Here is a 26499-nt window from a genome sequence, read left to right as displayed (position 1 = left end):
CCGGGCTGTTCAAGCCCAGTCCAGAACGCTCAGGCCCCAGAGGTCAGCGCCCGGCCGACCCCGCCAGCCTCTCCAGCATCAGCGCCACGGCCGGCACCTCGGCCAGATCCGGCAGGGTCAGCGCGACCACCTGCCGCACCGCCGGCGCCCCCGCGGCCGTCCGCACCGGCACCGTCGACACCCCGTCCGGGCGCACCGACTCCAGCGCCAGCCGGGGCAGCACCGCCACCCCCAGCCCGGCCGCCACCAGGCCGACCACCGCCGGATAGTCGTCGGTCGCGAAGTCGATCCGGGGCTCGAAGCCCGCCCCCGCGCACAGCTCCACCAGGTGCCCCCGGCACTGCGGGCAGCCCGCGATCCACTGCTCCCCCGCCAGCTCGGCCAGCTCCACCGGCCTGCCGCGCCCCGCCAGCCGGTGCGCGGCGGGCAGCAGGCCCACCAGCGGGTCGTCCAGCAGCGGGGTGACCACCAGATCGGACCAGTCGGAGCCGGCGCTCAGCTGCTGCGCCTCCAGGTTGGCCTCGGCCCGCGCCTCGCGCGGCGTCCCGTGCGCGGGCGCCGGCAGCGCGGCGCCGCCGTCGGACTGCGGGTAGCGGAAGGCCAGCGCGATCTCGCACTCGCCGCCGCGCAGCATCGCCAGCGACTCCGGCGGCTCCGCCTCGACCAGCGACACGCGCACCCCCGGATGGCTGTCCCGCAGCCGGGCGACCGCGGGCGGCACCAGGGTGGAGCTCGCGGTCGGGAAGGAGACCAGCCGCACCCGCCCGGCCCGCAGCCCGGCGATCGCGGCGATCTCCTCCTCGGCCGCGGAGAGCCCGGCCAGGATCCCGGTGGCGTGCTTGAGCAGCACCCGCCCCGCCTCGCTGAGCTGCATGCCCCGGCCGGAGCGGACCACCAGCGGGGTGTCCACCGACTTCTCCAGGGCCTTCATCTGCTGGCTGATGGCGGGCTGCGTACAGCCCAGCTCGCGGGCGGCGGCGGAGAAGGAGCCGGTGCGGGCGACGGCACGCAGAACGCGCAGGTGACGGGCCTCGATCATGCCTCAGTTATAAGGCAATCTTTGCCAATGGCAAAATTCTGCTGATGATTGAAGCCTCAAACGCCAAACACGCCGGAGGCCCGGCCGCACCCCGAGGGGCGCGGACCGGGCCTCCGGTCGACCGTCAGGCGTCAGTGCGAGTGGCCGTGACCGTGGCCGTGGCCCGCCTCGGCCTCCTCTTCCTTCTTCTCCACCACGAGGGTCTCGGTGGTGAGCAGCAGGGAGGCGATCGAGGCCGCGTTCTCCAGGGCGGAGCGGGTGACCTTGACCGGGTCGATGACGCCGGCCTTCACCAGGTCGCCGTACTCGCCGGTGGCCGCGTTGTAGCCCTGGCCGATCTCCAGCTCGGCGACCTTGGAGGTGATGACGTAGCCCTCCAGGCCGGCGTTCTGGGCGATCCAGCGCAGCGGCTCGTGCAGCGCCTTGCGGACCACCGCGACACCGGTCGCCTCGTCACCCGACAGGCCCAGGCCGCCGTCCAGCACCTTGGCGGCGTGCACCAGGGAGGCGCCGCCACCGGCGACGATGCCCTCCTCGACCGCGGCACGGGTCGCCGAGATGGCGTCCTCCAGGCGGTGCTTGCGCTCCTTCAGCTCCACCTCGGTGGCGGCGCCGACCTTGATGACGCAGACGCCGCCGGCCAGCTTGGCCAGGCGCTCCTGCAGCTTCTCGCGGTCCCAGTCGGAGTCGGTGGCGGCGATCTCACCCTTGATCTGGGCGACGCGGCCGGCCACGGCCTCGGTGTCACCGGCACCGTCGACGACGGTGGTCTCGTCCTTGGTGATGGTCACGCGGCGGGCGGTGCCCAGCACGTCCACGCCGACCTGGTCGAGCTTGAGGCCGACCTCCTCGGAGATGACCGTGCCGCCGGTCAGGGTGGCCAGGTCGCCGAGGATCGCCTTGCGGCGGTCGCCGAAGCCCGGGGCCTTGACGGCGACCGCGTTGAAGGTGCCGCGGATCTTGTTCACCACGAGGGTGGACAGCGCCTCGCCGTCGACGTCCTCGGCGATGATCAGCAGCGGCCGGGAGGCACCGCCCTGGAGGATCTTCTCCAGCAGCGGCAGCAGCTCCTGGATGGAGGAGATCTTGCCCTGGTTGATCAGGATGTACGGGTCCTCCAGGACCGCCTCCTGCCGCTCCGCGTCGGTGACGAAGTACGGCGACAGGTAGCCCTTGTCGAACTGCATGCCCTCGGTGAAGTCCAGCTCCACGCCGAAGGTGTTCGACTCCTCGACGGTGATGACACCGTCCTTGCCGACCTTGTCGATCGCCTCGGCGATCAGCTCGCCGACCTGGGTGTCCTGGGCGGAGAGGGACGCGACGGCGGCGACGTCGTCCTTGCCCTCGATCTCGCGGGCCACCGAGAGCAGGTGCTCGGAGACGGCGGCGACGGCCTTGTCGATGCCCTTCTTCAGGGCGGCCGGGCCGGCACCGGCGGCGACGTTGCGCAGACCCTCGTTGACCAGGGCCTGGGCCAGCACGGTGGCGGTGGTGGTGCCGTCACCCGCGACGTCGTTGGTCTTGGTGGCGACCTCCTTGACGAGCTGCGCGCCAAGGTTCTCGTACGGGTCGTCCAGCTCGACCTCACGGGCGATGGTGACACCGTCGTTGGTGATGGTCGGGGCGCCGAACTTCTTGTCGATGACGACGTTGCGGCCCTTGGGGCCGATGGTCACCTTGACGGTGTCGGCCAGCTTGTTGACACCGCGCTCCAGCGAGCGGCGGGCGTCCTCGTTGAACTGCAGGATCTTCGCCATGTTCCCTATTCCCTCGGGGCTTCGGCCGGCCCACCGGCCGCCGGACTACGTGAACCAACAACCACGCCCCGGGCCCCTGTCACTTGGGACACGGATCCGGGGCGGGTCGGAACGACTTACTTCTCGATGATGGCGAGAACGTCGCGGGCGGAAAGAACCAGGTACTCCTCGCCCTGGTACTTCACCTCGGTGCCGCCGTACTTCGAGTACAGGACGATGTCACCGACGGCGACGTCGAGCGGCAGACGCTGGCCGTCCTCGAAGCGGCCCGGGCCGACGGCCAGGACGACGCCCTCCTGGGGCTTCTCCTTGGCGGTGTCCGGGATAACCAGGCCGGAGGCCGTGGTGGTCTCGGCGTCGAGCGGCTGGACCACGATGCGGTCCTCAAGCGGCTTGATGGCAACCTTGCTGCTGGTGGTCACGTCCGAGCTCCCCTTCGGAGATTACGGGGTTTCTAACGGGTAGGAGCGAACCTGTGGGCCTGCCGTCGCGGGGGTCAGGCACACGTCTTCGCGTTAGCACTCCCCCAGTGGGGAGTGCCAAGGACGACCATAGGCCGGTGTTAGCACTCAGTCAACCAGAGTGCCAACGGCGCGCCCGGGCATCCCGAACCGCGGGCGCGGAGCCGTACTCCTGTGCGACCACCCCGCCCCGGGCGGACTCCCGCCGCGAACCGCGACCCCGCCCACCGCGCCGGCCATCGGAGCCGGTGGGGCCGCCAACCCGCCAGAATGGCCCCGTGGACACCGAGAACCTCCAGCCCCTACTGGCCCCCGAGGGCCAGGCCCTGCTCGCCGAACTGCGCGAGTTCACGCCCGAGGAGGAGCTGGCGCTGGCCACCAGGCTGCGGCGGGAGCACCCGGCCGAGCTGGTGTCGGCGGCCTTCGGGCAGGCCCGGCTGCGGCAGCGGGCGCGGGCGAAGTTCGGGGCGGACGCCGACCTGATGTACTTCACGCCCAACGGCGTCGAGCAGTCCACCCGGCGCAGCGTGGCCGAGTGGCGGGCGCGCCGCTTCGCCGAGCTGGGCGTCCGCCGGCTGGCCGACCTGTGCTGCGGCATCGGCGGGGACGTGCTGGCGCTGGCCAGGGCCGGGATCGAGGTGCTGGCTGTCGACAAGGACCCGGCGGCCTGTGCCGCCACCGCCGCCAACGCGGCCGCGCTGGGCCTGGCCGACCTGGTCCGGGTGCGCTGCGCGGACGTCGCCGAGGTGGACGTCACCGGCTACGACGCGGTGTTCACCGACCCGGCGCGGCGGACGGCGCGCGGCCGGGTGTTCGACCCGGAGGCGTACGCCCCGCCGCTCTCCTGGGCGATCGAGGCCGGCCGCCGGACCCCGATCGGCGCGCTGAAGGTGGCCCCGGGCATCCCGCACGAGGCCGTCCCGGCCGACGCCGAGGCGGAGTGGGTCTCCGACCACGGCGACGTGAAGGAGGCGGTGCTCTGGTTCGGCACCGGGGCCGCCCGCCCGCACCGCGCCACCCTGCTGCCGCAGGCCGCCAGCCTCACCGGCGGCGACCTGCCCGACCCGCCGGCCGGCCCGGTCGGGCGCTACCTGTACGAGCCGGACGGCGCGGTGATCCGGGCCCACCTGGTGGCCGAGGTGGCCGAGCAGGTGGGCGGTCGGCTGATCGACCCGAAGATCGCCTACCTGACCTCGGACCAGCTGGTGGCCACCCCGTACGCGCACGCCTTCGAGCTCACCGACGTGCTGCCGTTCCACATCAAGCGGCTGAAGGCGCTGCTGCGCGAGCGCAGGGTCGGCACGGTGGTGATCAAGAAGCGCGGGATGGCGATCACCCCGGAGGAGCTGCGCCGCCAGCTCAAGCCCTCCGGGCCGAACGCCGTCACGGTGATCCTCAGCCGCACCGACAACGGGCCGCTGATGATGCTCGGCCGACCCGCCTGAGGCGGCTGCGCGGCGGGCGCCCGGACTACGAGGCGGGCGCCTGGATGTAGTCCTCCAGCCGGGCCACCGAGAAGCCCTGCTCCTGGATCCGGGCCAGCAGGTCGCCGAACATCTGGGTCATCGTGGCGCCCTTGAGCTCCTTCGGGCCGCGGAAGTGCGCCAGGATGATGTCGCCGGACTTCAGCTTCTTGTCCGCCGCCTGGTACTGCATGTCGTGGATCTGCATCGACTCGCGCCAGAGCACCATCGCGCGCGGGCCGCACTGCTGGACCGAGTTGTTCAGCGTGGGGGTGTTGGCACCGTCCCCGAACGGCGGGCGGAACAGCAGCGGGGCGGTGCCGTACTGCTGGGTGAGCGCGGACTGCGCGTCGCAGATCTCGGACTTCTGCTTCTCCGCCGGGATCTTGCTCATCACCGGGTGGTCCACGGTGTGGTTCTGGATGTGGTTGCCGAGCGCCTGGAGCGGCTTGAAGTAGCCGTAGTCGTTCTTGACGATGTCCCGGGTCAGGAACATCGAGATCGGCACCTTGAGCTCGGTCAGCATCTCGACGAACTTCGGGTCCTTCTCGGCACCGTCGTCGATGGTGATGAAGACGACCTTGTCGCTCGTCTTCACCTCGCTGAACACCGGTACGGGGCCGGTCCGTTCGAGCTTGATGGGCTTGTCCGCGGGCGGCGCGGGGGCCGGCGCCAGCGGCTTGAGGTTCCACTTCGCCCAGGCCGCCGGGTCCCCGCCGGCCGGGGCCGGGGTGGTGGGCGTGCCGGCCGGGCTGGTCGGCACGGCGCCTCCGCCGGTGGGCTGGGGCGTGGCCGCCGAGCTACCGCCGGCCGCCGCCGGGGCGGCGGCGCCCCCGTTGTCGCCGCATCCGGTGGCCAGGGCCAGCAGGGCCAGCGCCCCCACCGCGTACGTCCTGGTCCTGCTCCGACCGTCCCTGTTCACCGCAGCGCGCTCCCGGTTCCCGTCCAGCTTCTTCTCAGCTATGCACGGTAGCGGTCGGGGCGGCGGTTCCCGGACGGGGCCTATTCGACGTGCTCGCTGCTGAAGGACCAGCGGTGCACCGGGCGGCCGAGCAGGTCGGCCGGCGGGTCGGCGACCGGCACCGGCTCGCCGGTCCACCAGGTGATCAGCAGCACGCGTTCGCCGGGCGCGCCGAGCAGCTCGGTGCGGACCAGCCCGGCCGAGCCGCGCACCGACGGCAGCACCACCTCCCGTACCCAGGAGGCGAGTTCGGCCCCACGGCCGGCGGCGGCGCGGGCCTCCCACATCGCGGCGACGGTCACTTGGCGCCACCGGTGAGGGCCTGGTACGCCTGGCCGTGGACGTCGCCGTGCCGGACGTCCGCGGCTGGCACGTGCGCCTCGGTCACCGGCAGCGAGGAGTCGGCGGACAGGTCGAGCGCGGACGGCGTGCGGTCGCGCCACACCATCTCGGAGCCCAGCGCGGCCACCATCGCGCCGTTGTCGGTGCACAGGCCCGGCCGGGGCACCCGCAGCCGGATGCCGGCCCGGTCGCAGCGCTGCTGGGCCATCTCGCGCAGCCGCGAGTTGGCGGCCACCCCGCCGCCGATCATCAGGTGGTCGACGCCGTTGTCCCGGCACGCCTTGACGGCCTTGCGGGTGAGTACGTCGGTGACGGCCTCCTGGAAGGACGCCGCCACGTCGGCGATCGGCACCTCCTCGCCGGCCCGGCGCTTGGCCTCCACCCAGCGGGCGACGGCGGTCTTCAGGCCGGAGAAGGAGAAGTCGTACGCGGGGTCGTTGCGGCCGCTCAGGCCGCGCGGGAAGGCGATCGCCTTGGGGTCGCCCTCGCGGGCGGTGCGGTCGACCACCGGGCCGCCCGGGAAGCCCAGGCCGAGCACCCGGGCGACCTTGTCGAAGGCCTCGCCGGCCGCGTCGTCGATGGTCGCGCCGAGCGGGCGGACGTCGCTGGTGATGTCCTCGCTGAGCAGCAGCGAGGAGTGCCCGCCGGAGACCAGCAGCGCCATCGTCGGCGACGGCAGCCGGCCGTGCTCCAGCTGGTCGACGCAGATGTGCGAGGCGAGGTGGTTGACCCCGTACAGCGGCTTGTCCAGCGCCCAGGCGTACGCCTTGGCAGCGCTGACACCGACCAGCAGCGCCCCGGCCAGGCCGGGGCCTGCGGTGACCGCGATGCCGTCCAGGTCGCTCGCCTTGACGCCGGCGGTGTCCAGGGCGCGCTGGATGGTCGGGACCATCGCCTCCAGGTGGGCGCGGCTGGCGATCTCCGGGACGACGCCGCCGAAGCGGGCGTGGTCGTTGACGCTGGAGGCGACCGCGTCGGCCAGCAGCGTGGTGCCGCGCACGATGCCGACGCCGGTCTCGTCGCAGGAGGTCTCGATGCCGAGGACGAGCGGTTCGTCAGCCATGGCGGGTGTCCTTAAGGTCCTTCGGGTCAGTGCTGGGGTGGTCGAGGCGCATCACCAGCGCGTCGACGTTGGCGGGCTGGTAGTAGCCGCGCCGGATGCCCACCGGTTGGAAGCCGAAGCGCTCGTACAGCTGCTGGGCGCGCGGGTTGTCCACCCGCACCTCCAGCAGCAGTTCGGCGCAGCCGCGGCGGGCGGCCTCCCGGATCAGGTCGGTGAGCAGCGCCGCGCCGAGGCCGGCGCCCTGGTGGCGCTGGTCGACGGCGATGGTCTGGACGTCGCCCTCGCCGGCGATCGCCATCAGCCCGGCGTAGCCGACGACGGCGCCGTCCGCGTTGGTGGCGACGGTGTAGTGGCGGGTGCCGCCGGGGTGGGTCTCGGCCAGCTCGGACCAGTACATCCCGGTGGACCAGGCGTCCTCGGGGAAGAGTCGCAGCTCCAGCTCCATCACCGGCGCGATGTCCCACCAGCGCATCGGGCGCAGGGTGGTGCCGTGTTTCACGCCGGGAGCACCGCCTTGCCCCCTAGAACGTTCTTGAAGGCGGCCGGCACCTGGGCGTCCGGGCGGCGCAGGTACAGCGGGACGTTCGGCAGCAGCTCGCGGCCGGCCGCCAGCTCGGCGGCGGCGAAGCCCGCCAGGGCGCCGGCCGACACGTGCTCGGGGCCGTGCGCGCCGGGGAAGGTCTCGGGGTAGAGCAGCGCGCCGGCGCCGACCGACCGCGGGCGCGGGGCCAGCTCGGCGGGGCGGTCCACGCCGGGGCCCTCGGTGCGGTGGCCGTCGGCGTCGTAGGAGGCCCAGTAGACCTCCTTGCGGCGCGCGTCGGTGGCCACCGTGAACGGCTGCCCGGCCAGGCCCTCGGCGCGGGCCTGGTGGGCGATCGCGTCCAGGGTGCAGACGCCGTGCACCGGCAGCCCGAGGGCGTGGCCGAGCGCGGCGGCGGTCACCAGGCCGACCCGCAGGCCGGTGTACGGGCCCGGGCCGACTCCCACCGCGATGCCGGTGAGCCGGTGCTTGTCGACGCCGGCCGCCCGCAGGACCTGGTCGATCGCGGGCAGGAGCAGTTCGCCGTGGCGCCGGGCGTCGACCTGGTGGGTCTCGGCGAGGACGGCCGTGCCGTCGTGGACGGCGGCGGTGACGGCGGGGGTAGCGGTGTCGAACGCGAGCAGCAGCACGGGTCAAGGTTAGACCGACGTTGGTCCGACCGGCTGATCGACCGGGCGTGCCGCCCGGGAACACACATCCGGGGCGCCGCGCCCCGGCTGGACGGACCTGGCACGATGGGGCGGTACGTAAAGGGACGGCGGCGGGAGCGGCACGTGGCGAAGATGGGTCCTGGTGTGGTGGTCACGGGGCTGACCCTGGGGGCCCTGGCGGTGGTGAGCCTGCTGGCCTTCCAGGCCAACGGTGCTCAGGACCGGGCGGCCGGCGCCAAGCCGACCGCCAGCACCACGACGTCCGGCGGGCCGGCCGCCTCCCCGACGCCGAGCGCCTCGGCCACCCCGACGGCCCCACCGCTGCCGACCATCTCGGGCAGCGGCACCAGGGTGGTCTACTCGATCAGCAGCCACTACGTCTGGCTGGTCGACCCGAAGAAGAACCCGCAGGTCACACCCGGCTTCCCGGTCACCCCGGGCTCGGTCGAGCCGGCTCCGGGCAGCTACTCGGTCTACAGCCGCACCCCGACGACCACCGGGACGGACGGCAAGCAGATCGAGCACGTGGTGCGCTTCGCGCAGCAGAACGGCGTGGTGTTCGGCTTCAGCGCCGCCGTGGACGGCGCGACCCCGACCGCCGAGCCGAACGCCAAGACCGGCGGCATCCGCAGCGGCCGCCCGGACGGCCAGCTGCTCTGGGACTTCGCGCCGAACGGCACCAAGGTGGTCGTGGTCGCCTGAGCTCGGCCCAGGTGAGTCAGGCCGCGCGGGGCGTGCCCGTCTCCGGCTCCTCGGCCCGCCGGGGCTCCGGCTCGGGCGGGGTGGACACCGCCTCGGCGGCCGCACAGGCGGCCAACAGCGCCCGCATCGGCGCCCCCTGGACGCGGCGGGCGGACTCTCCGGCCCCGGCGCCGTGCCCGGCGCGCTTCGGGGCGGGGGTGGTGCTCGACATGGCGCCTCCCTAGTTAGGCAGACCTAACCGCAGCACCCATCCCACCACGCCCGGCACCCCGCCCGCAACACTTCCCGACAGCCCGTCGGCAAAACGGCGCACACCCGGGTGCGGGCCTCAGCCGAGCGCCTCCAGCGCGACGCCCGCCCAGCGCGGACCGAGGCCGGTCAGCACCACCCGGCGCGGGTCCAGGTCGTCCTCGTCGACGGTGTCGCCGAGGGCCCGCTCGATCCGCACCTCCAGCCGGTCCTCGGACAGCCGCTCGACCTTGCCCTCGCCCCACTCGACCACGACCACCGACTCCGGCAGCGAGACGTCCAGGTCGAGGTCCTCCATCTCGTCCAGGTCCCCGCCGAGCCGGTACGCGTCCACGTGCACCAGCGCCGGGCCGCCGACCAGCGACGGGTGCACCCGGGCGATCACGAAGGTCGGCGAGGTCACCGCCCCGCGGACCCCCAGCCCCTCCCCCAGGCCCCTGGTCAGCGTGGTCTTCCCCGCTCCCAGTTCACCGGAGAGCAGCACCAGGTCCCCGGGCCGCAGCAGCGCGGCCAGCTCCCGGCCGAGCCGGCCCATCCGCTCCGGGGTGGGGACGGTGAGAGTGGCGTGCGAGCCCATGCGCGTGTCTTGCCCTTCGGTCCGTACCGGCGTGCCGACCGCCGGCCGCCACCGCTACCGTGCCACATCGCCGGCCCGGCGCGCGCCGGGAAGGGGTCAGGAGCCGTCCAGGGCCGCCGGGGGCGGCGCGGCGGCGGCGAAGTCGGCGGCCCGGCGCAGCAGCGCCACCAGCTCGTGGTCGACCAGCTCCGGGCGCTCCAGCATCACCAGGTGCCCGGCGCCCTCCACCAGGACCAGCTCCGCGCCGGGCAGCCGCGCGACCATCGCCTCGCTGTGCGCCGACGGCGTCAGCAGGTCCTTCGTACCGGCCAGCACCAGCGTCGGCAGGCCGCTCAGGGCGGCGAGCGCCGCGTACTTCTCGTGCGTGCCGAACACCGGGTAGAACTCGGCGACCACGTCGATCGGGGTGGCGTCCAGCAGTTGCTCGGCGAACCGCACCACGCCCGGGTCGACGTCCCGCCCCCCGAAGGAGAACCTCCGGTAGAAGACGGCGGCGACGTCCGCGCCCAGCCGCCGGCTCGCCTCCACCAGCTCGACCTGTCGGCCCAGCAGCCGCATCATCCCGGGCGCGACCTTCTTGAACAGCTTCGCGCCGGCCGACGGCAGCCCGAGGCTGACCTCGTTCCAGTCCCCCGCCAGCGTGCCGATCAGCGCCACCCCGGCGACCCTCTCCCGGAACAGCTCCGGGTGCTGGTCGGCCAGCGCCATCACCGTCATGCCGCCCATCGAGTGGCCCACCAGCACCAGCGGCCCGGTCGGCGCGACGGCGTCGATCACCGCCTTGAGGTCGCCGCCCAGCTGGTCGATGCTGGCCGGCTCGCCGGCCAGGTAGGAGCGGGAGCGCTCGGAGCGGCCGTGGCTGCGCTGGTCCCAGAAGACCAGCCGCAGTCCCTCGCGCAGCGCGGCCCGCTGGAAGTGCCAGCTGTCCTGGTTGAGGCAGTAGCCGTGGCAGAACACCACGGTCAGCGGCTCGGGGCCGGAGGTGTCGCCGTCCGGCTCGGGGCCGGTGCCGTCCAGCTCGACGTACAGCTCGGTGCCGTCCGGCGCGGCCACCGTCCGCGGGCGCCCGCGCAGCGAGCCGTACGGGGCTTCGGCGTCCAGCTCGGCCCGGGCCCGGCGGCGGGTCGCCCGGCCGACGGTCAGCCGCTCGATCGCCACCCCGGCGGCCGCCCCGGCCGCCAGCACGCCGACCGAGATCCCGATCACACCGGCCCGGCTCACCCCGGAGGCCGCGCCGGCCGCCTTGGCCACCGCCGCGACCGGGCCGCTCTCGGCCGGTCCCTCCGTCATGCGCCCGGGCCCTCGGTGCGGCAGCCGCCCAGGTAGCGGCGCGGGACCCGGGCGCCGATCCGGGTCACGATCTCGTACGAGATGGTGCCGCAGGCCCGGCCCCAGTCCTCGGCGGTCGGTTCGCCCTGCTCGCCGTTGCCGAACAGCAGCACCTCGTCGCCGATCGCGGGGGTGTCCCCGCCGAGGTCCACGACGAACTGGTCCATCGCGACCCGGCCGGCGATCGTGCGCCACTTGCCGCCGATCTGCACCGGGCCGGTGCCGCTGGCGTGCCGCGGGATGCCGTCGCCGTAGCCGACCGGGACCAGGCCCAGCGTGGTCGGGCCCGGCGTCACGTAGTGGTGGCCGTAGCTGACCCCGTGCCCGCCCGGAACGTGCTTGACCAGCGCCAGCCGCGCGGTCAGCGCCATCACCGGACGCAGCCCGAAGTCGGCCGGCGACCCGACCTCCGGCACCGGCGACAGCCCGTACGCGGCCAGGCCGGTGCGGACCAGGTCGAAGTGCGACTGCGGGAGCAGCAGGGTGGCCGGCGAGTTCGCCAGGTGCCGCACCTCCGGGCGCAGCCCGGCGGCCTCGGCCCGGGCCAGCGCCGCGTGGAAGGAGTCCAGCTGGGCCTGGATCGACGGGTGGCCCGGCTCGTCGGCGGCGGCGAAGTGCGACCAGACGCCGACCACGGTCAGCAGCCCCTCCGCCTCGGCGCGGCGGGCGGCGGCCACCAGGTGCGGCCAGTCGTGCGGCTGGCAGCCGTTGCGGCCCAGACCGGTGTCCGCCTTCAGGTGCACCCGGGCCGGGATGCCGGTCTCCCGGACGGCCGACAGCAGCTCGTCCAGCGCCCACTGGCCGCTCACCGAGATGTCGATGTCCGCGCGCAGCGCCTCCCGCCACGGCCCGCCCGGCGTCCACAGCCAGCACAGGACGCGGGCCTGCTCCGGGCGGATGCCCGCGGCCCGCAGTGCCAGCGCCTCCTCGGGCGTCGCGCAGCCGAGCCAGCCGACCCCGTTCGCGACCGCCTCGCGGGCGCACTCGACGGCGCCGTGGCCGTAGGCGTCCGCTTTGACCGCGAGCATCACCGCCGAGCTGCCGACGCGCTCGCGCAGCGCGGCGAGGTTGCCGCGCAGGGCGGCCAGATCGATGGTCGCCTCGGCCCGTACGCCGTCGGTCAGGGTCGCCGTGCCGGTCGTGTTCGCAGTTGTCATCAGGGTCAGTCTCCCAGACATCCCGGAGTCCTCGCCGAACGGCCCGTCCGTGCGGCGGCCGGTGCCAGGACCCCCGGCACCGCGCCGACCTGCGGCGCACCGCTCGTCACCCTGTTCCGGACGCCCACGGAGGACCGATCGGTTCCGCACCGCCCGCACCGCCCGCCCCGGGCCTACGCCTCCCGCACCGCCCGCCCGCCCTCGACCGACGCCCCCGGCTACGCCTCCCGCACCGCCCGCCACACCGCGGGCAGCGCCTGCGCCACCGCGGGCGCCGTCACCGGCGCGCCCGGGTCGCCCGCCGCGTGGCGGCCCGCCAGGCCGTGCAGGTAGGCGCCCACCGACGCGGCGTCCAGCGGCGACAGGCCGGCCGCCAGCAGGGAGCCCGCCAGGCCGGCCAGGACGTCGCCGCTGCCTGCGGTGGCCAGCCAGGACGTGCCGGTCGGGTTGACCCGGACGGCGCCGCCCGGGTCGGCGATCACCGTGGTGGAGCCCTTGAGCAGGACCGTCGCCCGGTAGGCGGCCGCCAGTCGGCGGGCGGTGGCCAGCCGGGCGGCGGCCAGCGAGTCGGCGGGCGGCGGCGCGGTGCCGTCTGCGCCCGCGAGCAGCCGGGCGGCCTCGCCGGTGTGCGGGGTGAGCAGGGTGGGGGCCGTCCGGCCGGCCAGCGCGTCCGGGCCGAGCCGGGCCAGCTCGGTCAGCCCGTCCGCGTCCACCAGGACCGGGACGTCGCTCGACAGTGCCTCGGCCAGCGCCTGCCGCGCCCCCTCGCCGCCGCCCGGCCCGACCACCCAGGCCTGCACCCGCCCGGCCCCGGCCGGCCCGCCCTCGGTGACCAGCACCTCCGGGAAGCGCCGCACCACCTCCTCGGCCGCCGTGCCGACGTACCGGACGGCGCCCGCGCCGCCGTGCAGCGCCCCGGCGACCGCCAGCAGCGCCGCGCCCGGGTACGTCGCCGAACCGGCCGCCACCCCGACCACGCCCCGCCGGTACTTGTCGCTCTCGGCGCCCGGCAGCGGCAGCAGCGCCGCCACGTCCGCGTGCTGCAGGGCCGTCACCTCCGGCGCGGGCGGCTCCAGTCCGATCCCGACCAGCTGGACGGCGCCCGCGTAGGAGGCGCCCGGGTCGACCAGCAGGCCCGGCTTGTACGTTCCGAAGCAGACCGTGACGTCCGCGCGCAGCGCCTCGCCCGGCACCTCGCCGGTGTCGGCGTCGACCCCGCTGGGCAGGTCCACGGCCACCACGACCCCGCGCCGCCCGGCCCGCGCGTACGGCCGGGCCCCGGCCCGCAGCCCGCCCCGGCCGCCGATGCCGACGATGCCGTCCAGCACCAGGTCGGCGCGCGAGAAGTCGGCCAGGCCGACTTCCTGATCCAGCACCACCCGCCCGCCGGAAGCCCGCAGCGCGGCCAGCCCGCCCGCGTGCGCACGCTCCGGCGCGAGCAGCACCGCCGTCACCCGCGCGCCCCGCCGGGCCAGCGCCGCCCCGGCGTACAGGGCGTCACCCCCGTTGTCCCCGCTGCCGGCCAGCACCACCACCCGACTGCCGTACACCCGCCCCCGACGCCCCGCCAGCAGCCGGGCACAGGTCGCCGCCAGCCCGGCGGCCGCCCGCTGCATCAGCGTCCCCTCCGGCAGCCGCGCCATCAGCGCGGCCTCGGCGGCCCGGACGACTTCCACCCGATGGGCATGACGCATGAGAGGGCTCCTTCAGCGGTCGACGTACCGCCGACGCTAGCCCGCGCCACCGCCCCACGGCAGGCCGAGCTGCGGGACACTTTCGAGTGACAACCACTTCGATCCCCCACCGGTGTCGGTCCGCGCGCCTACCTTGTGGCTCGGCACGGACCCACAGGAGGGAGAAGGGCCATGGTCGCCATGCCAGCTGTCGAGGGCCCGCGAGGCCGGGACGACCTCGTCCAGGCGTTCCTGGAGTTGGACACCCCGCCCGGCTACAAGGCAGAGCTCGTCGAAGGGGAAATCGTCGTGACGCCACCACCGGACGGGGCCCACGAAACCGCGTTCTCGCTACTCAACCGGCAGTTCATGCGCAAGGTCGAGATCGAGCTGGACATCTCCGGCAACAAGGGACTGATCACACCCAAGGGTCGGTTCATCCCCGACGGAACCCTGAGCCCGGTCGGCCATTTCGAGCACGCCGACTCCTGGGCCTCCGCCACGGGAGTCCTGCTGGTCTTCGAGATCACCTCGACCAACCCGCACAAGGACCGCGAACCCAAGCGCCGCGGCTACGCCGCCGCCGGCATCCCGTGCTACCTGCTGATCGACCGCAGCGAGGGCATGGTCACGCTGTTCACCAAACCCGAGGGCGAGGACTACATCACCCGCACGCAGGTCGAGTTCGGCAAGCCGATCGACCTGCCCGCCCCCTTCTCCTTCACGCTCGACACGGCGCCCCTGCGGTAGGGCACAGCCACCGCAGGGACGCCGCGAGCGCTACTACTCGACGGTGACCGACTTGGCCAGGTTGCGAGGCTGGTCGACCTCGTGGCCCTTGGCCGTCGCCAGCTCGCACGCGAAGACCTGGAGCGGCACGGTGGAGACCAGCGGCTGGAGCAGGGTCGGGGTGACCGGGATGCGGATCAGGTGGTCCGCGTACGGGACGACCGCCTCGTCGCCCTCCTCCGCGATCACGATGGTGCGGGCGCCACGGGCCCGGATCTCCTGGATGTTGGAGACGATCTTGTCGTGCAGGATCGACCGCCCGCGCGGCGAGGGGACGACCACGACGACCGGCAGGCCCTCCTCGATCAGCGCGATCGGGCCGTGCTTGAGCTCGCCCGCCGCGAAGCCCTCGGCGTGCATGTACGCCAGCTCCTTGAGCTTGAGCGCGCCCTCCAGGGCCACCGGGAAGCCGACGTGACGGCCGAGGAACAGCACCGAGCGCGCGTCGGCGAGCGAGCGGGCCAGCTCGCGTACCGGCTCCATGGTCTCCAGGACCTGCTCGACCTGCTTGGGCGCGTCGCCGAGCTCCTTGATGACGGCGAAGATCTCGTCGCCCCACTTGGTGCCGCGCACCTGGCCCAGGTAGAGGGCGACCAGGTAGCAGGCGACCAGCTGGGTCAGGAACGCCTTGGTGGAGGCGACGGCGACCTCGGGGCCGGCGTGGGTGTACAGCACCGCGTCCGACTCGCGCGGGATGGTGGAGCCGTTGGTGTTGCAGATCGCCAGCACCTTGGCGCCCTGCTCCCGGGCGTGCCGCAGGGCCATCAGGGTGTCCATGGTCTCGCCGGACTGGGAGATGGCGATGACCAGCGTGCCCGGGCCCATGATCGGGTCGCGGTAGCGGAACTCGGAGGCGACCTCGACCTCGCAGGGGATGCGGGTCCAGTGCTCGATCGCGTACTTGGCGATCATGCCGGCGTGGAAGGCGGTGCCGCAGGCGACGATGACGACCTTGTCGACCGAGCGCAGGTCCGCGTCGGAGATGCGCAGCTCGTCGAGGATGAGCCGGCCGTCGGTGCCGATCCGGCCGAGGAGGGTGTCGGCGACGGCCTTCGGCTGCTCGGCGATCTCCTTGAGCATGAAGTAGTCGTAGCCGCCCTTCTCGGCGGCCGAGGCGTCCCAGTCGACGTGGTACTCGCGCACGTCGGCCGGGGTGCCGTCGAAGTTGGTCACCGTGACGCCGTCCCGGCGCAGCTCGACGACCTGGTCCTGACCCAGCTCGACGGCCTCGCGGGTGTGCGCGATGAACGCGGCGACGTCGGAGGCGAGGAAGTTCTCGCCCTCGCCGCGCCCGACCACCAGCGGCGAGTTGCGGCGGGCGCCGACCACCACGTCCGGCGCGTCGGCGTGCACGGCGACGAGGGTGAAGGCGCCGTCGAGGCGGCGGCAGACCACTCGCATGGCCTCCGCGAGGTCGCCGTCGTAGGCCTCGCCGAGCAGGTGCGCGACGACCTCGGTGTCGGTCTCGGAGCGGAGGGTGTGGCCGCGCTCGGCGATCTCGGCCCGCAGCTGGGCGAAGTTCTCGATGATGCCGTTGTGCACCACGGCCACCCGGAGGTGGTCGTCCAGGTGAGGGTGGGCGTTGGCGTCCGTCGGGCCGCCGTGGGTGGCCCAGCGGGTGTGGCCGATGCCGGTGGTGCCGCCGGGCAGAGGGGTCTCGGCGAGCGACTTCTCCAGGTTGGCGAGCTTGCCGGCCCGCTTGTCGGTGACCAGACTCCACTGCCCGTCGGAGTCCTGCGCCTGCACCGCGACACCGGCCGAGTCGTAGCCCCGGTACTCCAGTCGCTGCAGGCCTGCGATTACTACGTCGAGGGCGGACTGCGCGCCCACGTATCCAACAATTCCGCACATGCGTGCCAGCATAAGGGCGGTTCTGGGGCCCTTTTCCCGATTCCCGCGAACAGTGCGTGACCGACACCACAACCACGGTGAACGCCGCCACGGCTCACAATGGAGCATGTGCTGACCGAACTCTGTACGCGGGGCGCCGCCACGCCCGGCCCGTCGCCGTCCCCCTACGTGGACCTCAGTCGGGCCGAGTGGAGCGCACTGCGCGAGCGTACGCCGCTGCCGCTGACCGCCGAGGAGGTGGAACGGCTACGCGGCCTCGGTACCGCCCTCGACCTGGACGAGGTCCGCGACGTCTACCTGCCGCTGTCCCGGCTGCTGAACCTGTACATCCACGCCACGCACGAGCTGCGCGGCACGCTGGGCACCTTCCTGGACACGCCGGACACCGAACGCACCCGCACCCCGTTCATCATCGGGGTGGCCGGCTCGGTCGCGGTCGGCAAGTCGACGACGGCCCGCCTGCTCCAGGCCCTGCTCGCCCGCTGGCCCGAGCACCCGCGGGTCGAGCTGGTGACCACGGACGGCTTCCTGCTGCCCAACGCCGAGCTGCGCCGCCGCGGCCTGATGGCCCGCAAGGGCTTCCCGGAGTCGTACGACCGCCGGGCGCTGATGCGCTTCGTCGCGGACGTGAAGGCGGGCAAGGAGCGCGTCACCGCGCCGGTGTACTCGCACCTGGTGTACGACATCGTGCAGGGCGAGCGGCTCACCGTGGAGCGCCCGGACATCCTGATCGTCGAGGGCCTGAACGTGCTCCAGCCGGCCCTGCCCGGCAGCGACGGGCGCACCCGGCTGGCGGTGGCCGACTACTTCGACTTCTCGATCTACGTCGACGCCCGCACCGACGACATCGAGCACTGGTACCTGGACCGCTTCCGCAAGCTCCGGCAGACCGCCTTCCAGGACCCGAACTCCTACTTCCGCCGCTTCACCGAGGTGCCGGAGGAGGAGGCGATGGAGTACGGCCGGCAGGTCTGGCGCACCATCAACAAGCCGAACCTGCTGGAGAACGTGCTGCCGACCCGCGGCCGGGCCACCCTGATCCTCCAGAAGGGGGCGGACCACAAGGTCCGCCGGGCGCTGCTGCGCAAGCTCTGACACCGATGCGACGGAAGGGGCCCCGCCGGCGGCGGGGCCCCTTCCGTCATGCCGGGCTCGCTCAGCCCAGGTGCGTCCGCACGGCCTCGGCCAGCCGCTGCGCGACGGACTCGGCCTGCACCGGGTCGGCGGCCTCGACCATGACCCGGACCAGCGGCTCGGTGCCGGACGAGCGCAGCAGCACCCGGCCGGTGGAGCCCAGTTCGGCCTCGGCCTCGGCGACCGCGGCGGCCAGCTCGACGCTGGTGTGGACCCGGCTCTTGTCGACGCCCTTGACGTTGATCAGCTGCTGCGGCAGACGGGTCATCACGGCGGCCAGGTCGGCCAGCGGCTGCTTGGTGGCGGCCAGCCGGGCGCCCAGCATGAGGCCGGTCAGGGTGCCGTCGCCGGTGGTGGCGTGGTCGAGCAGGATGACGTGGCCGGACTGCTCGCCGCCCAGCGCGAAGCCGTGCTCCTTCATCGCCTCCAGCACGTAGCGGTCGCCGACGGCGGTCTCCACCAGGTCGACGCCCTCGCGCTCCATCGCCAGCTTGAAGCCGAGGTTGGACATCACGGTGGCCACCGCGGTGTTGCGGCGCAGGGTGCCGGCGTCCTTCATGGCGACGGCCAGGATGGCGATGATCTGGTCGCCGTCCACCTCGTTGCCGTCCGCGTCGGCGGCCAGGCAGCGGTCGGCGTCGCCGTCGAGGGCGATGCCGAGGTCGGCGCGGTACTCCGTCATGGCGGCCCGCAGCCGGTCCAGGTGGGTGGAGCCGACGCCGTCGTTGATGTTGAGGCCGGTGGGCTCCGCCCCCAGGGTGTGGACGACCTCGGCGCCGGCCCGGGCGAAGGCCTCGGGGGCGACGTAGGCGGCGGCGCCGTGGGCGCCGTCGATGACGACCTTGATGCCGTCGAGGCGGTTGGGCAGCACGCCGATCAGGTGGGCGACGTACTTGTCGAAGCCCTCGGTGTACTCGCGCACCCGGCCGACGGCGGCGCCGGTCGGGCGGTTCCAGTCCTCGCTGCCGAGCGTGTGCGTGCGGTAGTGGGCCTCGATCGCGTCCTCGATGCGGTCGTCCAGCTTGTGGCCGCCGCGGGCGAGGAACTTGATGCCGTTGTCGGGCATCGCGTTGTGGCTGGCGGAGAGCATCACGCCGAAGTCGGCGCCGAGCGCGCCGGTGAGATAGGCCACGGCCGGGGTCGGCAGCACGCCGACCCGGAGCACGTCGACACCGGCGCTCGCCAGGCCGGCGATGACAGCGGCCTCCAGGAACTCGCCCGAGGCTCGCGGGTCCCGGCCGACCACCGCGACCGGCCGGTGGCCCTCGAAGGCGCCGGCCTCGCCGAGCACATGGGCCGCCGCGACCGACAGCCCGAGCGCGAGCTCGGCCGTCAGGCCCTCGTTGGCCACCCCGCGCACGCCGTCCGTACCGAAGAGTCGTCCCACTGTCCCGTCCTCCATCACCACTGCTCGGAACCCAACCGATGGCACCCGGCCGCCGCACGATAGCCGGGGAACACGTCGCCCCGGAGTACACGTGGTACTCCGGGGCGACGGTTCGCGCAACCAGGGGGTGCGCCGCCAGGGCGGACCGCACCCCCAGGGACGCGATTAGCGCTTGCTGTACTGCGGCGCCTTGCGGGCCTTCTTGAGACCGGCCTTCTTGCGCTCGACGGCGCGGGCGTCACGGGTCAGGAAGCCGGCCTTCTTCAGCGCGCCGCGGTTGTTGTCCACGTCGGCCTCGTTCAGGGCACGGGCCACGCCGAGGCGCAGCGCGTAGGCCTGGCCGGAGACGCCGCCACCGGTGATGCGGGCGACGACGTCGTAACGGCCGTCAAGCTCGAGGAGCTTGAAGGGCTCGTTCACGGTCTGCTGGTGCACCTTGTTGGGGAAGTAGTTCTCCAGGGTGCGACCGTTGATCTTCCACTGGCCGGTGCCGGGGACGATGCGCACGCGGGCGATCGCCTCCTTGCGACGGCCGAGGCCGGCGCCCGGGATGGCCTCGCCGAAGCGGCCGGCCAGCGACTCGGAGGTGTAGCTCTCCTCGGAGGTGTACTCGCCCTCGACGGCCTCAACGGCCTCGTCGAAGTCGACCTCAAGGGTTTCAGTGGTCTCGGCCACGGTGTTCCTCAGCTCTTTTCAGTGTTGGGGGGCTTGGTGGCCGAATTACTGCGCGACCTGGGTGATCTCGAACGGCACCGGCTGCTGGGCAGCGTGCGGGTGCTGGTCGCCCGAGTAGACCTTCAGCTTCGAGAGCATCTGGCGGCCCAGGCTGTTCTTGGGGATCATGCCCTTGATGGCCTTCTCGACGGCCTTCTCCGGGTTGTTCGCCAGCAGGTCGTCGTAGCGCACCGACCGCAGACCGCCCGGGAAGCCAGAGTGGCGGTAGGCCAGCTTCTGGGTCTTCTTGTTACCGGACAGGTGCACCTTGTCGGCGTTGATGATGATGACGAAGTCACCAGTGTCAACGTGCGGCGCGTAGATCGCCTTGTGCTTACCCCGGAGGAGGTTGGCGGCCTGGGAAGCCAGACGGCCGAGCACGACGTCGGTCGCGTCGATGACGTGCCACTGACGCTGGACGTCGCCGGGCTTGGGGCTGTACGTACGCACGGTCGTAGCCTTCGCTTTTCAGTGAGTGAGTCCTGACAGGAGCACCCGGGACGGAAGAGCAGCCTGGCCAACCTTGGACGCAATTCAAGGGGGACCGCTGGTCGTCGAACCTGATGTCTCCGGCGTACCGACCTCTCACGTGAGATAGAGCGAGCCAATACGCACATCAAGCGTCCAGGTTACCGGGCGCGCGGGTGGGGGTCAAAAATCGGCTTCCCCCACCCCCGCCGTCACTCAGCGTTCGCGCTCCACCCGGCTGACGTCCCAGACCGGCTCGGGCGACTCGTAGACCCGGCCGTCGGCGCCGAACACCAGGTAGCGGTCGAAGGTCTTGGCGAACCAGCGGTCGTGGGTGACGCACAGCACGGTGCCGTCGAAGGCCTCCAGCCCGGCCTGCAACGCCTCGGCACTGTCCAGGTCCAGGTTGTCGGTCGGCTCGTCGAGCAACAGGGCCGTCACGCCGGAGAGTTCGAGCTTGAGGATCATCAGCCGGGCCTGCTGCCCACCGGACAGCGACTCGAACTTCTGCTCCTCCTGCCGGTCCAGCTCGTAGCGGCGCAGCGCGCCCATCGCGGCGCTGCGGCTGAGCGCGTGCTCCTCCTCGACGATCGAGCGCACCGTCCGGCCGAACAGCTCCGGGTGGGCGTGGGTCTGCCGGAAGTGGCCGGGGACGACCCTGGCGCCGAGCTTCCAGGTGCCGGTGTGCGCGACGCTCTCGTCACCCGCCAGCAGCCGCAGGAAGTGCGACTTGCCGGAGCCGTTGGAGCCGAGCACGGCGACCCGCTCGCCGTAGAACACCTCCAGGTCGAAGGGCTTCATCAGACCGGTGAGCTCCAGCTGCTCCACGGTGAAGGAGCGCACGCCGGTACGCCCGCCCTTGAGCCGCATGGTGATGCTCTGCTCGCGCGGGGGCTCCTCCGGGCGGCCGGCCTCCTCGAACTTCTTCAGCCGGGTCTGGGCGGCGGCGTAGCGGGTGGCGAGCGCGTGGCTGACGGAGGCCGCCTGGCGCAGGGTGACGACCAGCTTCTTGAGCTTGGCGTGTTCCTCGTCCCAGCGCCGGCCCAGCTCCTCGAAGCGCGCGAAGCGGTCCTTGCGGGCCTCGTGGAAGCTGTCGAACCCGCCGCCGTGCACCCAGACGCTGCTCCCGGCCGCGCCGGACTCGACGGCGATGATCTTGTCGGCGGCCTCGGAGAGCAGCTCGCGGTCGTGCGAGATGAACAGGACGGTCTTCGAGGTGGCCTTGAGGGCCTCCTCCAGCCAGCGCTTGCCCGGGACGTCCAGGTAGTTGTCGGGCTCGTCGAGCAGCAGCACCTCTTCGGGGCCGCGCAGCAGCGCCTCCAGGACGAGCCGCTTCTGCTCACCGCCCGAGAGGGTGTTCAGGCCGCGCCACTGGGCCTTGTCGAAGGGCATTCCGAGGGCCGCCATGGTGCAGACGTCCCAGTCGGTCTCGTAGTCGTAGCCGCCGACGTCGGCCCAGTCGGAGAGCGCCTGGGCGTAGGCCATCTGGGTCTTCTCGTCGTCCTGGGCGATCATCGCCAGCTCGGCGGCGTCCACCGCGCGGGCGGCGACGGCGATCCGCTCGGGGGCGACGGACACCAGCAGGTCGCGGACCGAGGCGTCCGGCGCCAGCGCGCCCGGGGTGGCCCGCTCGTCCTCGCGGCCGGTGGTGCCGACGAACTGGCGCATCACGCCGAGCCCGCCGCTGATCGTCACCGTGCCGCCGTGCGGCTGGAGGTCCCCCGCGATCATCCGCAGCAGGGTGGTCTTGCCGGCCCCGTTGGCGCCGACCAGGGCGACCGCGGCGCCCTCGCCGACCCGGAAGGACGCGTCGTCGAACAGCACCCGCCCGTCCGGCAGGTAGTACTCAAGGTGCGAAATCTCGACGTGTCCCATGCGGACGATTGTCCCAAGCCGACGCGCCCGGCCCAAACGGATTACCCGACGGGCGGCTGACCGGGCAGTGTGCGCAGCCGCCTGGCCTGGCGGTTGCGCTCGGCGAGCTGGTCGTCCGCCGGGTAGCCGACTTCCTCGAGAGTGAGCCCGTACGGCCGGATCACGTTGACGGCCGAGTTGCGGACCCCGCCGGCCAGCACCTCGCCGGGGAACTCCACCGGCCGGTGCCCGTCGCCGACCAGCAGCATCGCCCCGACCAGCGCCCGGACCATGTTGTGGCAGAACGCGTCGGCGCGGACGGTGGCGACCGCCAGCGAGCCCTCCTGGGCGGCGTAGGAGTCCACCGGGACGCGGTCCCAGCGCAGCTCCAGCAGGGTACGGATGGTGGTGGCGCCCTCGCGCTTCTTGCAGTACGCGGCGAAGTCGTGCTCGCCGAGCAGCAGCTTCGCTGCCTCGTTCATCCGGTCGACGTCCAGCGGGCGGTCGTGCCAGAGCACGTGCCCGCGCAGCAGCGGGTCGACCCCGCCGGGGTGGTCGGCGACCCGGTAGGCGTAGCGGCGCCAGATCGCGGAGAAGCGGGCGTCGAACCCGGCCGGCGCCTCGCCGATCCGGTAGATCCGGATGTCCCCGGGCAGCCGGCCGGCCAGCCGGCGCAGCAGCTTCTCGCGGTGCGCCTCCCACAGCTCGGCCGGCAGGTCGACGTGCGCGACCTGGCCGCGGGCGTGCACCCCGGCGTCGGTGCGCCCGGCCACGGTCAGCGGGAACAGCTCGGGGCTGCGGGTGACGATCTGCAGCGCGCTCTCGATCTCCTCCTGGACCGTCCGGCGGCCGCCGCGCTGGCGGGCCCAGCCGGAGAACTCGGCGCCCTGGTAGGCGAGATCGAGCCGGACCCGGACGCACCCGTCGGCCGGGCCGTCCTTCACCGGCGGCTGCTCGGCGCAATCGTTGACCACAATCCACTCCAGACAGAAGGAACGGGCCCGCTCCCCCACGGATGGGAGAGCGGGCCCGCGACCACACCTAGCGGTGTCAGGCCTGCTCGGCCTCGACGGCCTCGTCGGCCTTGGCGTCGGCCGGAGCCTCGACCTTGGCCTCGGCCTCCTTGACGGCGCGCTTGGTGGCGCCCTCGGCCTCGCCGACGGCGGTCTGCGCGACGGTCAGCGCCTCGACCAGCTCGATCACGGCCATCGGGGCGTTGTCGCCACGACGGGGACCGATCTTGGTGATACGGGTGTAACCACCCGGGCGGTTCTCGTAGCGCGGCGCGATCTCGGTGAAGAGGGTGTGCAGCACGGCGATGTCGGTGATCGTCTTGCGCACCAGGCGACGGTTGTGGATGTCGCCCTTCTTCGCCTTGGTGATCAGCTTCTCCGCCAGCGGGCGCATCCGACGGGCCTTGGCCTCGGTCGTGGTGATGCGGCCGTACTGGAACAGCTCCCGGCACAGACCGGCGAGCAGCAGCGGCTCGTGGTGCGGGCCGCCGCCGAGGCGGGCACCCTTGGTGGGACGCGGCATGGATGACTCCTTGAATCTCCGACTACGGCCGTATCAGGTACCGCAGCGGGCGTCCGGGCACTGTTGCCCGGACGACTTTCACGACGACGGGGGCGGTTCGGTGGAACCGCCCCCGCGGCCAAATCTCTTAGTACTGCTCGGTCTCGGCGTAACCCGCGTCGTCCAGGTCGTCGGCGCCGAAGGCGTCGGCGGCGGCGGTCGGGTCGAACCCGGGCGGGCTGTCCTTGAGGGCCAGGCCCATGCCGGCCAGCTTCGCCTTGACCTCGTCGATCGACTTCGCACCGAAGTTGCGGATGTCGAGCAGGTCGGCCTCGGAGCGGGCGACGAGCTCACCCACGGTGTGGATGCCCTCGCGCTTGAGGCAGTTGTAGGAGCGGACGGTGAGCTCCAGCTCCTCGATCGGCAGCGCCAGGTCGGCGGCCAGGGCGGCGTCCGTCGGGGACGGGCCCATGTCGATGCCCTCGGCGTCGATGTTCAGCTCGCGGGCGAGACCGAACAGCTCCACCAGGGTCTTGCCGGCCGAGGCCATGGCGTCACGCGGACGCATGGCGGGCTTGGTCTCGACGTCGACGATCAGCTTGTCGAAGTCGGTCCGCTGCTCGACACGGGTGGCCTCGACCTTGTAGGTGACCTTCAGCACGGGGCTGTAGATCGAGTCGACCGGGATGCGGCCGATCTCCTGGCCGGAGGCCTTGTTCTGGACGGCGGAGACGTAGCCGCGACCGCGCTCGACGGTCAGCTCCATCTCCAGCTTGCCCTTGCCGTTCAGCGTGGCGAGGACCAGCTCCGGGTTGTGCACCTCGACACCCGCCGGCGGGGCGATGTCGGCGGCGGTGACGACACCCGGGCCCTGCTTGCGCAGGTACATCACGACCGGCTCGTCGTGCTCCGAGGAGACGACCAGCTGCTTGATGTTGAGGATGAGGTCGGTCACGTCCTCCTTGACGCCCGGCACGGTGGTGAACTCGTGCAGGACGCCGTCGACGCGGATGCTGGTGACAGCGGCACCCGGGATCGACGACAGGAGCGTGCGGCGCAGGGAGTTGCCGAGGGTGTAGCCGAAGCCCGGCTCCAGCGGCTCGATCACGAACCGCGAGCGGAACTCGTCGACGACCTCTTCGGTCAGCGAGGGGCGCTGAGCGATAAGCATGGGGGGTATTCCTCCAGTTGTCTTCGGCACCCACTATTTGATGCCGACAGGACCAAGCGTACGGGGTCCCGCGAACAGCGACGAATCACCGCGTGGGACCCCGTACGAAGGTTCAAAGCAGGTACTGCGAGCCCGAAGGCGCTGCGTCAGACGCGGCGGCGCTTCGGCGGACGGCAGCCGTTGTGCGGGGTGGGGGTGACGTCCTGGATCGAGCCGACCTCCAGGCCGGTGGCCTGGAGCGAGCGGATCGCGGTCTCGCGGCCGGAGCCCGGACCCTTGACGAAGACGTCAACCTTGCGCATGCCGTGCTCCTGCGCGCGACGGGCAGCGGCCTCGGCGGCCATCTGCGCGGCGAACGGGGTGGACTTGCGCGAGCCCTTGAAGCCGACGTGACCGGCGGAGGCCCAGGAGATCACGTTGCCCGCGGGGTCGGTGATCGAAACGATGGTGTTGTTGAACGTGCTCTTGATGTGCGCGTGGCCGTGAGCGACGTTCTTCTTTTCCTTGCGGCGGATCTTCTTCGCGCCGGCAGCCTGACGACCCTTGGGGGGCATAAGTCTGTTCTCCTACTGAGGTGGTCGGTCCGCTGACCCGCGGGCCGGAGGGATGTCCGGTTACGGGACGGACTACTTCTTGCCCGGCTTCTTCTTGCCGGCGATCGCGCGACGCGGGCCCTTGCGGGTACGCGCGTTGGTGTGGGTGCGCTGACCGCGGACCGGCAGGCCGCGGCGGTGACGCAGACCCTCGTAGCAGCCGATCTCGACCTTGCGGCGGATGTCGGCGGCCACCTCACGGCGGAGGTCACCCTCGACCGTGTAGTTGGCGTCGATGTACTGGCCCAGCTTCACGAGGTCTTCCTCGGAGATGTCGCGAACGCGGACATCCGGGTTGACACCGGTCTCGACCAGGGTCTGCTGGGCGCGGGTACGGCCGATGCCGTACACGTAGGTAAGGGCGATCTCGATCCGCTTCTCACGGGGGAGATCAACGCCGGCGAGGCGTGCCATTCAAGGCTCCTGTGCTTTTTCAGAGGTCTTGCGTGCTACCTACTCCTTCGCCTCTCGACGATGGAGCCCCGGCCTCTGACCGGGGGTGGCAGTCCGTCCCTTCGTGGGAACGGATCGGGTAGCCCGCTTATGACGTTTTCGCGTCGCGCGAAGTACTACGAGAAATGCTGGGGAGAGATCAGCCCTGGCGCTGCTTGTGGCGCAGGTTGTCGCAGATCACCATGACCCGGCCGTGGCGGCGGATCACCTTGCACTTGTCGCAGATCTTCTTGACGCTCGGCTTGACCTTCATGTTCAGGTTCTCCGGGTCTAGATCTGACGTTCTTACTTGTAGCGGTAGACGATCCGCCCGCGCGTGAGGTCGTAGGGGCTGAGCTCCACGACGACCCGGTCGTCCGGCAGGATGCGGATGTAGTGCATGCGCATCTTGCCACTGATGTGCGCGAGGACCTTGTGACCGTTCTGCAGCTCGACCCTGAACATCGCGTTCGGAAGAGACTCGATCACGGTGCCCTCGATCTCAATGGCGCCTTGCTTCTTAGCCATGAACTGCGAGATCCACCTTCCGGGACCGGCTACCGTATGCGGCACGCTCGTGCGAACCTGGGTTCACCCCGCCCCCGAAGGGAAGAGGGCGTGCTGAAG

General features: G+C 72.4%; 29 protein-coding genes. 4 read left to right on the top strand and 25 right to left on the bottom strand.

Annotated elements, in window-relative coordinates; all coding sequences use genetic code 11:
• Positions 1-43 precede the first annotated feature (43 nt).
• The 3 genes from AC07AL_RS04400 to groES all read right to left on the bottom strand — a co-directional run bounded on the left by AC07AL_RS04400 (position 44) and on the right by groES (position 3218).
• Positions 44-1039 (bottom strand): LysR family transcriptional regulator, encoded by a 996-nt coding sequence (locus AC07AL_RS04400; RefSeq protein WP_363580148.1) that lies wholly within the window; start codon positions 1037-1039, stop codon positions 44-46.
• A 131-nt stretch (positions 1040-1170) separates the two neighbouring features.
• Positions 1171-2796 (bottom strand): chaperonin GroEL, encoded by a 1626-nt coding sequence (gene groL, locus AC07AL_RS04395; RefSeq protein ID WP_063348995.1) that lies wholly within the window; start codon positions 2794-2796, stop codon positions 1171-1173.
• Positions 2797-2912: 116 nt separating this feature from the next.
• Complete coding sequence (gene groES, locus AC07AL_RS04390; RefSeq protein WP_014136232.1) at positions 2913-3218, bottom strand: co-chaperone GroES; 306 nt, start codon at positions 3216-3218, stop codon at positions 2913-2915.
• 317 nt (positions 3219-3535) lie between these two features.
• On the opposite strand from groES, the gene AC07AL_RS04385 reads away from it, so the two are divergent.
• A complete protein-coding gene (locus AC07AL_RS04385) occupies positions 3536-4702 on the top strand; it encodes a THUMP-like domain-containing protein (protein WP_478316788.1) in 1167 nt (388 codons plus the stop codon).
• Positions 4703-4727: 25 nt separating this feature from the next.
• On the opposite strand, the gene AC07AL_RS04380 is transcribed toward AC07AL_RS04385, so the two are convergent.
• The 5 genes from AC07AL_RS04380 to tsaB form a co-directional block, all read right to left on the bottom strand.
• Entirely contained in the window at positions 4728-5642 is a 915-nt protein-coding gene (locus tag AC07AL_RS04380) for a polysaccharide deacetylase family protein (protein WP_363580144.1), read from the bottom strand.
• A gap of 80 nt (positions 5643-5722) precedes the next feature.
• Positions 5723-5983 carry a hypothetical protein gene (locus AC07AL_RS04375; protein WP_478316786.1) on the bottom strand — a complete coding sequence of 87 codons (261 nt, stop codon included), beginning with the start codon at positions 5981-5983 and terminating at the stop codon, positions 5723-5725.
• Positions 5980-7086 (bottom strand): tRNA (adenosine(37)-N6)-threonylcarbamoyltransferase complex transferase subunit TsaD, encoded by a 1107-nt coding sequence (gene tsaD, locus AC07AL_RS04370; protein WP_363580140.1) that lies wholly within the window; start codon positions 7084-7086, stop codon positions 5980-5982. The genes AC07AL_RS04375 and tsaD overlap by 4 nt, the downstream gene beginning before the upstream one ends.
• On the bottom strand, positions 7079-7558 hold the full coding sequence (gene rimI / locus AC07AL_RS04365; RefSeq protein WP_363580297.1) for a ribosomal protein S18-alanine N-acetyltransferase: 480 nt from the start codon (positions 7556-7558) through the stop codon (positions 7079-7081). The genes tsaD and rimI overlap by 8 nt, the downstream gene beginning before the upstream one ends.
• 23 nt (positions 7559-7581) lie before the next feature.
• Positions 7582-8256 carry a tRNA (adenosine(37)-N6)-threonylcarbamoyltransferase complex dimerization subunit type 1 TsaB gene (tsaB, locus tag AC07AL_RS04360; RefSeq protein ID WP_350877147.1) on the bottom strand — a complete coding sequence of 225 codons (675 nt, stop codon included), beginning with the start codon at positions 8254-8256 and terminating at the stop codon, positions 7582-7584.
• Between the two features lie 153 nt (positions 8257-8409).
• Between tsaB and AC07AL_RS04355 the strand changes: the two genes are divergently transcribed.
• A complete protein-coding gene (locus AC07AL_RS04355) occupies positions 8410-8979 on the top strand; it encodes a hypothetical protein (protein ID WP_363580295.1) in 570 nt (189 codons plus the stop codon).
• A 16-nt stretch (positions 8980-8995) separates the two neighbouring features.
• Here the strand turns inward: AC07AL_RS04355 and AC07AL_RS04350 are convergent, their stop codons facing one another.
• From AC07AL_RS04350 to AC07AL_RS04330, 5 genes are all read right to left on the bottom strand, one after another.
• The gene (locus AC07AL_RS04350; protein ID WP_063348989.1) at positions 8996-9190 is read right to left on the bottom strand and encodes a hypothetical protein; all 195 of its coding nucleotides are present in this window, start codon (positions 9188-9190) and stop codon (positions 8996-8998) included.
• Between the two features lie 117 nt (positions 9191-9307).
• Positions 9308-9805: a tRNA (adenosine(37)-N6)-threonylcarbamoyltransferase complex ATPase subunit type 1 TsaE gene (tsaE, locus tag AC07AL_RS04345; RefSeq protein ID WP_363580138.1), complete on the bottom strand. Its 498-nt coding sequence runs from the start codon at positions 9803-9805 to the stop codon at positions 9308-9310.
• A gap of 96 nt (positions 9806-9901) precedes the next feature.
• Positions 9902-11095, bottom strand: a complete 1194-nt coding sequence (locus AC07AL_RS04340; protein ID WP_363580136.1) for an alpha/beta fold hydrolase — start codon at positions 11093-11095, stop codon at positions 9902-9904.
• Complete coding sequence (gene alr, locus AC07AL_RS04335) at positions 11092-12291, bottom strand: alanine racemase (RefSeq protein ID WP_400809103.1); 1200 nt, start codon at positions 12289-12291, stop codon at positions 11092-11094. The genes AC07AL_RS04340 and alr overlap by 4 nt, the downstream gene beginning before the upstream one ends.
• Before the next feature lie 218 nt (positions 12292-12509).
• A complete protein-coding gene (locus tag AC07AL_RS04330) occupies positions 12510-13985 on the bottom strand; it encodes an NAD(P)H-hydrate dehydratase (RefSeq protein ID WP_400809100.1) in 1476 nt (491 codons plus the stop codon).
• 171 nt (positions 13986-14156) lie between these two features.
• Here AC07AL_RS04330 and AC07AL_RS04325 point away from each other — a divergent pair, with 171 nt between their 5' ends.
• A complete protein-coding gene (locus AC07AL_RS04325; protein ID WP_363629383.1) occupies positions 14157-14714 on the top strand; it encodes a Uma2 family endonuclease in 558 nt (185 codons plus the stop codon).
• Positions 14715-14747: 33 nt separating this feature from the next.
• Here AC07AL_RS04325 and glmS read toward each other — a convergent pair whose 3' ends face one another.
• Entirely contained in the window at positions 14748-16604 is a 1857-nt protein-coding gene (gene glmS, locus AC07AL_RS04320) for a glutamine--fructose-6-phosphate transaminase (isomerizing) (RefSeq protein WP_363580128.1), read from the bottom strand.
• Positions 16605-16703: 99 nt separating this feature from the next.
• Between glmS and coaA the strand changes: the two genes are divergently transcribed.
• On the top strand, positions 16704-17699 hold the full coding sequence (coaA, locus tag AC07AL_RS04315) for a type I pantothenate kinase (RefSeq protein ID WP_063348983.1): 996 nt from the start codon (positions 16704-16706) through the stop codon (positions 17697-17699).
• A gap of 61 nt (positions 17700-17760) precedes the next feature.
• Here coaA and glmM read toward each other — a convergent pair whose 3' ends face one another.
• From glmM to infA, 11 genes are all read right to left on the bottom strand, one after another.
• On the bottom strand, positions 17761-19125 hold the full coding sequence (gene glmM, locus AC07AL_RS04310) for a phosphoglucosamine mutase (protein ID WP_363580126.1): 1365 nt from the start codon (positions 19123-19125) through the stop codon (positions 17761-17763).
• Positions 19126-19290: 165 nt separating this feature from the next.
• Positions 19291-19800 carry a 30S ribosomal protein S9 gene (gene rpsI, locus AC07AL_RS04305; protein WP_363580124.1) on the bottom strand — a complete coding sequence of 170 codons (510 nt, stop codon included), beginning with the start codon at positions 19798-19800 and terminating at the stop codon, positions 19291-19293.
• A gap of 45 nt (positions 19801-19845) precedes the next feature.
• Complete coding sequence (rplM, locus tag AC07AL_RS04300; protein ID WP_030055846.1) at positions 19846-20289, bottom strand: 50S ribosomal protein L13; 444 nt, start codon at positions 20287-20289, stop codon at positions 19846-19848.
• A 234-nt stretch (positions 20290-20523) separates the two neighbouring features.
• Positions 20524-22182: an ABC-F family ATP-binding cassette domain-containing protein gene (locus AC07AL_RS04295; protein WP_350877126.1), complete on the bottom strand. Its 1659-nt coding sequence runs from the start codon at positions 22180-22182 to the stop codon at positions 20524-20526.
• A 41-nt stretch (positions 22183-22223) separates the two neighbouring features.
• The gene (gene truA / locus AC07AL_RS04290; RefSeq protein WP_363580122.1) at positions 22224-23135 is read right to left on the bottom strand and encodes a tRNA pseudouridine(38-40) synthase TruA; all 912 of its coding nucleotides are present in this window, start codon (positions 23133-23135) and stop codon (positions 22224-22226) included.
• Between the two features lie 76 nt (positions 23136-23211).
• A complete protein-coding gene (gene rplQ / locus AC07AL_RS04285) occupies positions 23212-23697 on the bottom strand; it encodes a 50S ribosomal protein L17 (protein ID WP_350877122.1) in 486 nt (161 codons plus the stop codon).
• Positions 23698-23824: 127 nt separating this feature from the next.
• A complete protein-coding gene (locus tag AC07AL_RS04280; RefSeq protein WP_030232516.1) occupies positions 23825-24847 on the bottom strand; it encodes a DNA-directed RNA polymerase subunit alpha in 1023 nt (340 codons plus the stop codon).
• Positions 24848-24993: 146 nt separating this feature from the next.
• A complete protein-coding gene (rpsK, locus tag AC07AL_RS04275) occupies positions 24994-25401 on the bottom strand; it encodes a 30S ribosomal protein S11 (protein ID WP_030232513.1) in 408 nt (135 codons plus the stop codon).
• 72 nt (positions 25402-25473) lie between these two features.
• Positions 25474-25854, bottom strand: coding sequence for a 30S ribosomal protein S13 (gene rpsM, locus AC07AL_RS04270; protein ID WP_063348977.1), 381 nt, complete (start codon positions 25852-25854; stop codon positions 25474-25476).
• Between the two features lie 178 nt (positions 25855-26032).
• On the bottom strand, positions 26033-26146 hold the full coding sequence (gene rpmJ / locus AC07AL_RS04265; RefSeq protein WP_003956441.1) for a 50S ribosomal protein L36: 114 nt from the start codon (positions 26144-26146) through the stop codon (positions 26033-26035).
• Between the two features lie 32 nt (positions 26147-26178).
• Positions 26179-26400, bottom strand: coding sequence for a translation initiation factor IF-1 (infA, locus tag AC07AL_RS04260; protein WP_014047798.1), 222 nt, complete (start codon positions 26398-26400; stop codon positions 26179-26181).
• Positions 26401-26499 lie beyond the last annotated feature (99 nt).

This window comes from Kitasatospora sp. NPDC043949 (assembly GCF_056435365.1).
This window is presented reverse-complemented; position numbering and strand designations above follow the sequence as displayed.

Coding starts and splice junctions, on each gene's coding strand:
- AC07AL_RS04400 (WP_363580148.1), bottom strand. CDS start 1,039: ATGATCGAGGCCCGTCACCTGCGCGTTCTGCGTGCCGTCGCCCGCACC.
- groL (WP_063348995.1), bottom strand. CDS start 2,796: ATGGCGAAGATCCTGCAGTTCAACGAGGACGCCCGCCGCTCGCTGGAG.
- tsaD (WP_363580140.1), bottom strand. CDS start 7,086: ATGGCTGACGAACCGCTCGTCCTCGGCATCGAGACCTCCTGCGACGAG.
- rimI (WP_363580297.1), bottom strand. CDS start 7,558: ATGCGCTGGTGGGACATCGCGCCGGTGATGGAGCTGGAGCTGCGACTC.
- AC07AL_RS04355 (WP_363580295.1), top strand. CDS start 8,410: ATGGGTCCTGGTGTGGTGGTCACGGGGCTGACCCTGGGGGCCCTGGCG.
- AC07AL_RS04350 (WP_063348989.1), bottom strand. CDS start 9,190: ATGTCGAGCACCACCCCCGCCCCGAAGCGCGCCGGGCACGGCGCCGGG.
- tsaE (WP_363580138.1), bottom strand. CDS start 9,805: ATGGGCTCGCACGCCACTCTCACCGTCCCCACCCCGGAGCGGATGGGC.
- AC07AL_RS04340 (WP_363580136.1), bottom strand. CDS start 11,095: ATGACGGAGGGACCGGCCGAGAGCGGCCCGGTCGCGGCGGTGGCCAAG.
- alr (WP_400809103.1), bottom strand. CDS start 12,291: ATGACAACTGCGAACACGACCGGCACGGCGACCCTGACCGACGGCGTA.
- AC07AL_RS04330 (WP_400809100.1), bottom strand. CDS start 13,985: ATGCGTCATGCCCATCGGGTGGAAGTCGTCCGGGCCGCCGAGGCCGCG.
- AC07AL_RS04325 (WP_363629383.1), top strand. CDS start 14,157: ATGGTCGCCATGCCAGCTGTCGAGGGCCCGCGAGGCCGGGACGACCTC.
- glmS (WP_363580128.1), bottom strand. CDS start 16,604: ATGTGCGGAATTGTTGGATACGTGGGCGCGCAGTCCGCCCTCGACGTA.
- coaA (WP_063348983.1), top strand. CDS start 16,704: ATGGAGCATGTGCTGACCGAACTCTGTACGCGGGGCGCCGCCACGCCC.
- AC07AL_RS04295 (WP_350877126.1), bottom strand. CDS start 22,182: ATGGGACACGTCGAGATTTCGCACCTTGAGTACTACCTGCCGGACGGG.
- rplQ (WP_350877122.1), bottom strand. CDS start 23,697: ATGCCGCGTCCCACCAAGGGTGCCCGCCTCGGCGGCGGCCCGCACCAC.
- AC07AL_RS04280 (WP_030232516.1), bottom strand. CDS start 24,847: ATGCTTATCGCTCAGCGCCCCTCGCTGACCGAAGAGGTCGTCGACGAG.
- rpsK (WP_030232513.1), bottom strand. CDS start 25,401: ATGCCCCCCAAGGGTCGTCAGGCTGCCGGCGCGAAGAAGATCCGCCGC.
- rpsM (WP_063348977.1), bottom strand. CDS start 25,854: ATGGCACGCCTCGCCGGCGTTGATCTCCCCCGTGAGAAGCGGATCGAG.
- rpmJ (WP_003956441.1), bottom strand. CDS start 26,146: ATGAAGGTCAAGCCGAGCGTCAAGAAGATCTGCGACAAGTGCAAGGTG.
- infA (WP_014047798.1), bottom strand. CDS start 26,400: ATGGCTAAGAAGCAAGGCGCCATTGAGATCGAGGGCACCGTGATCGAG.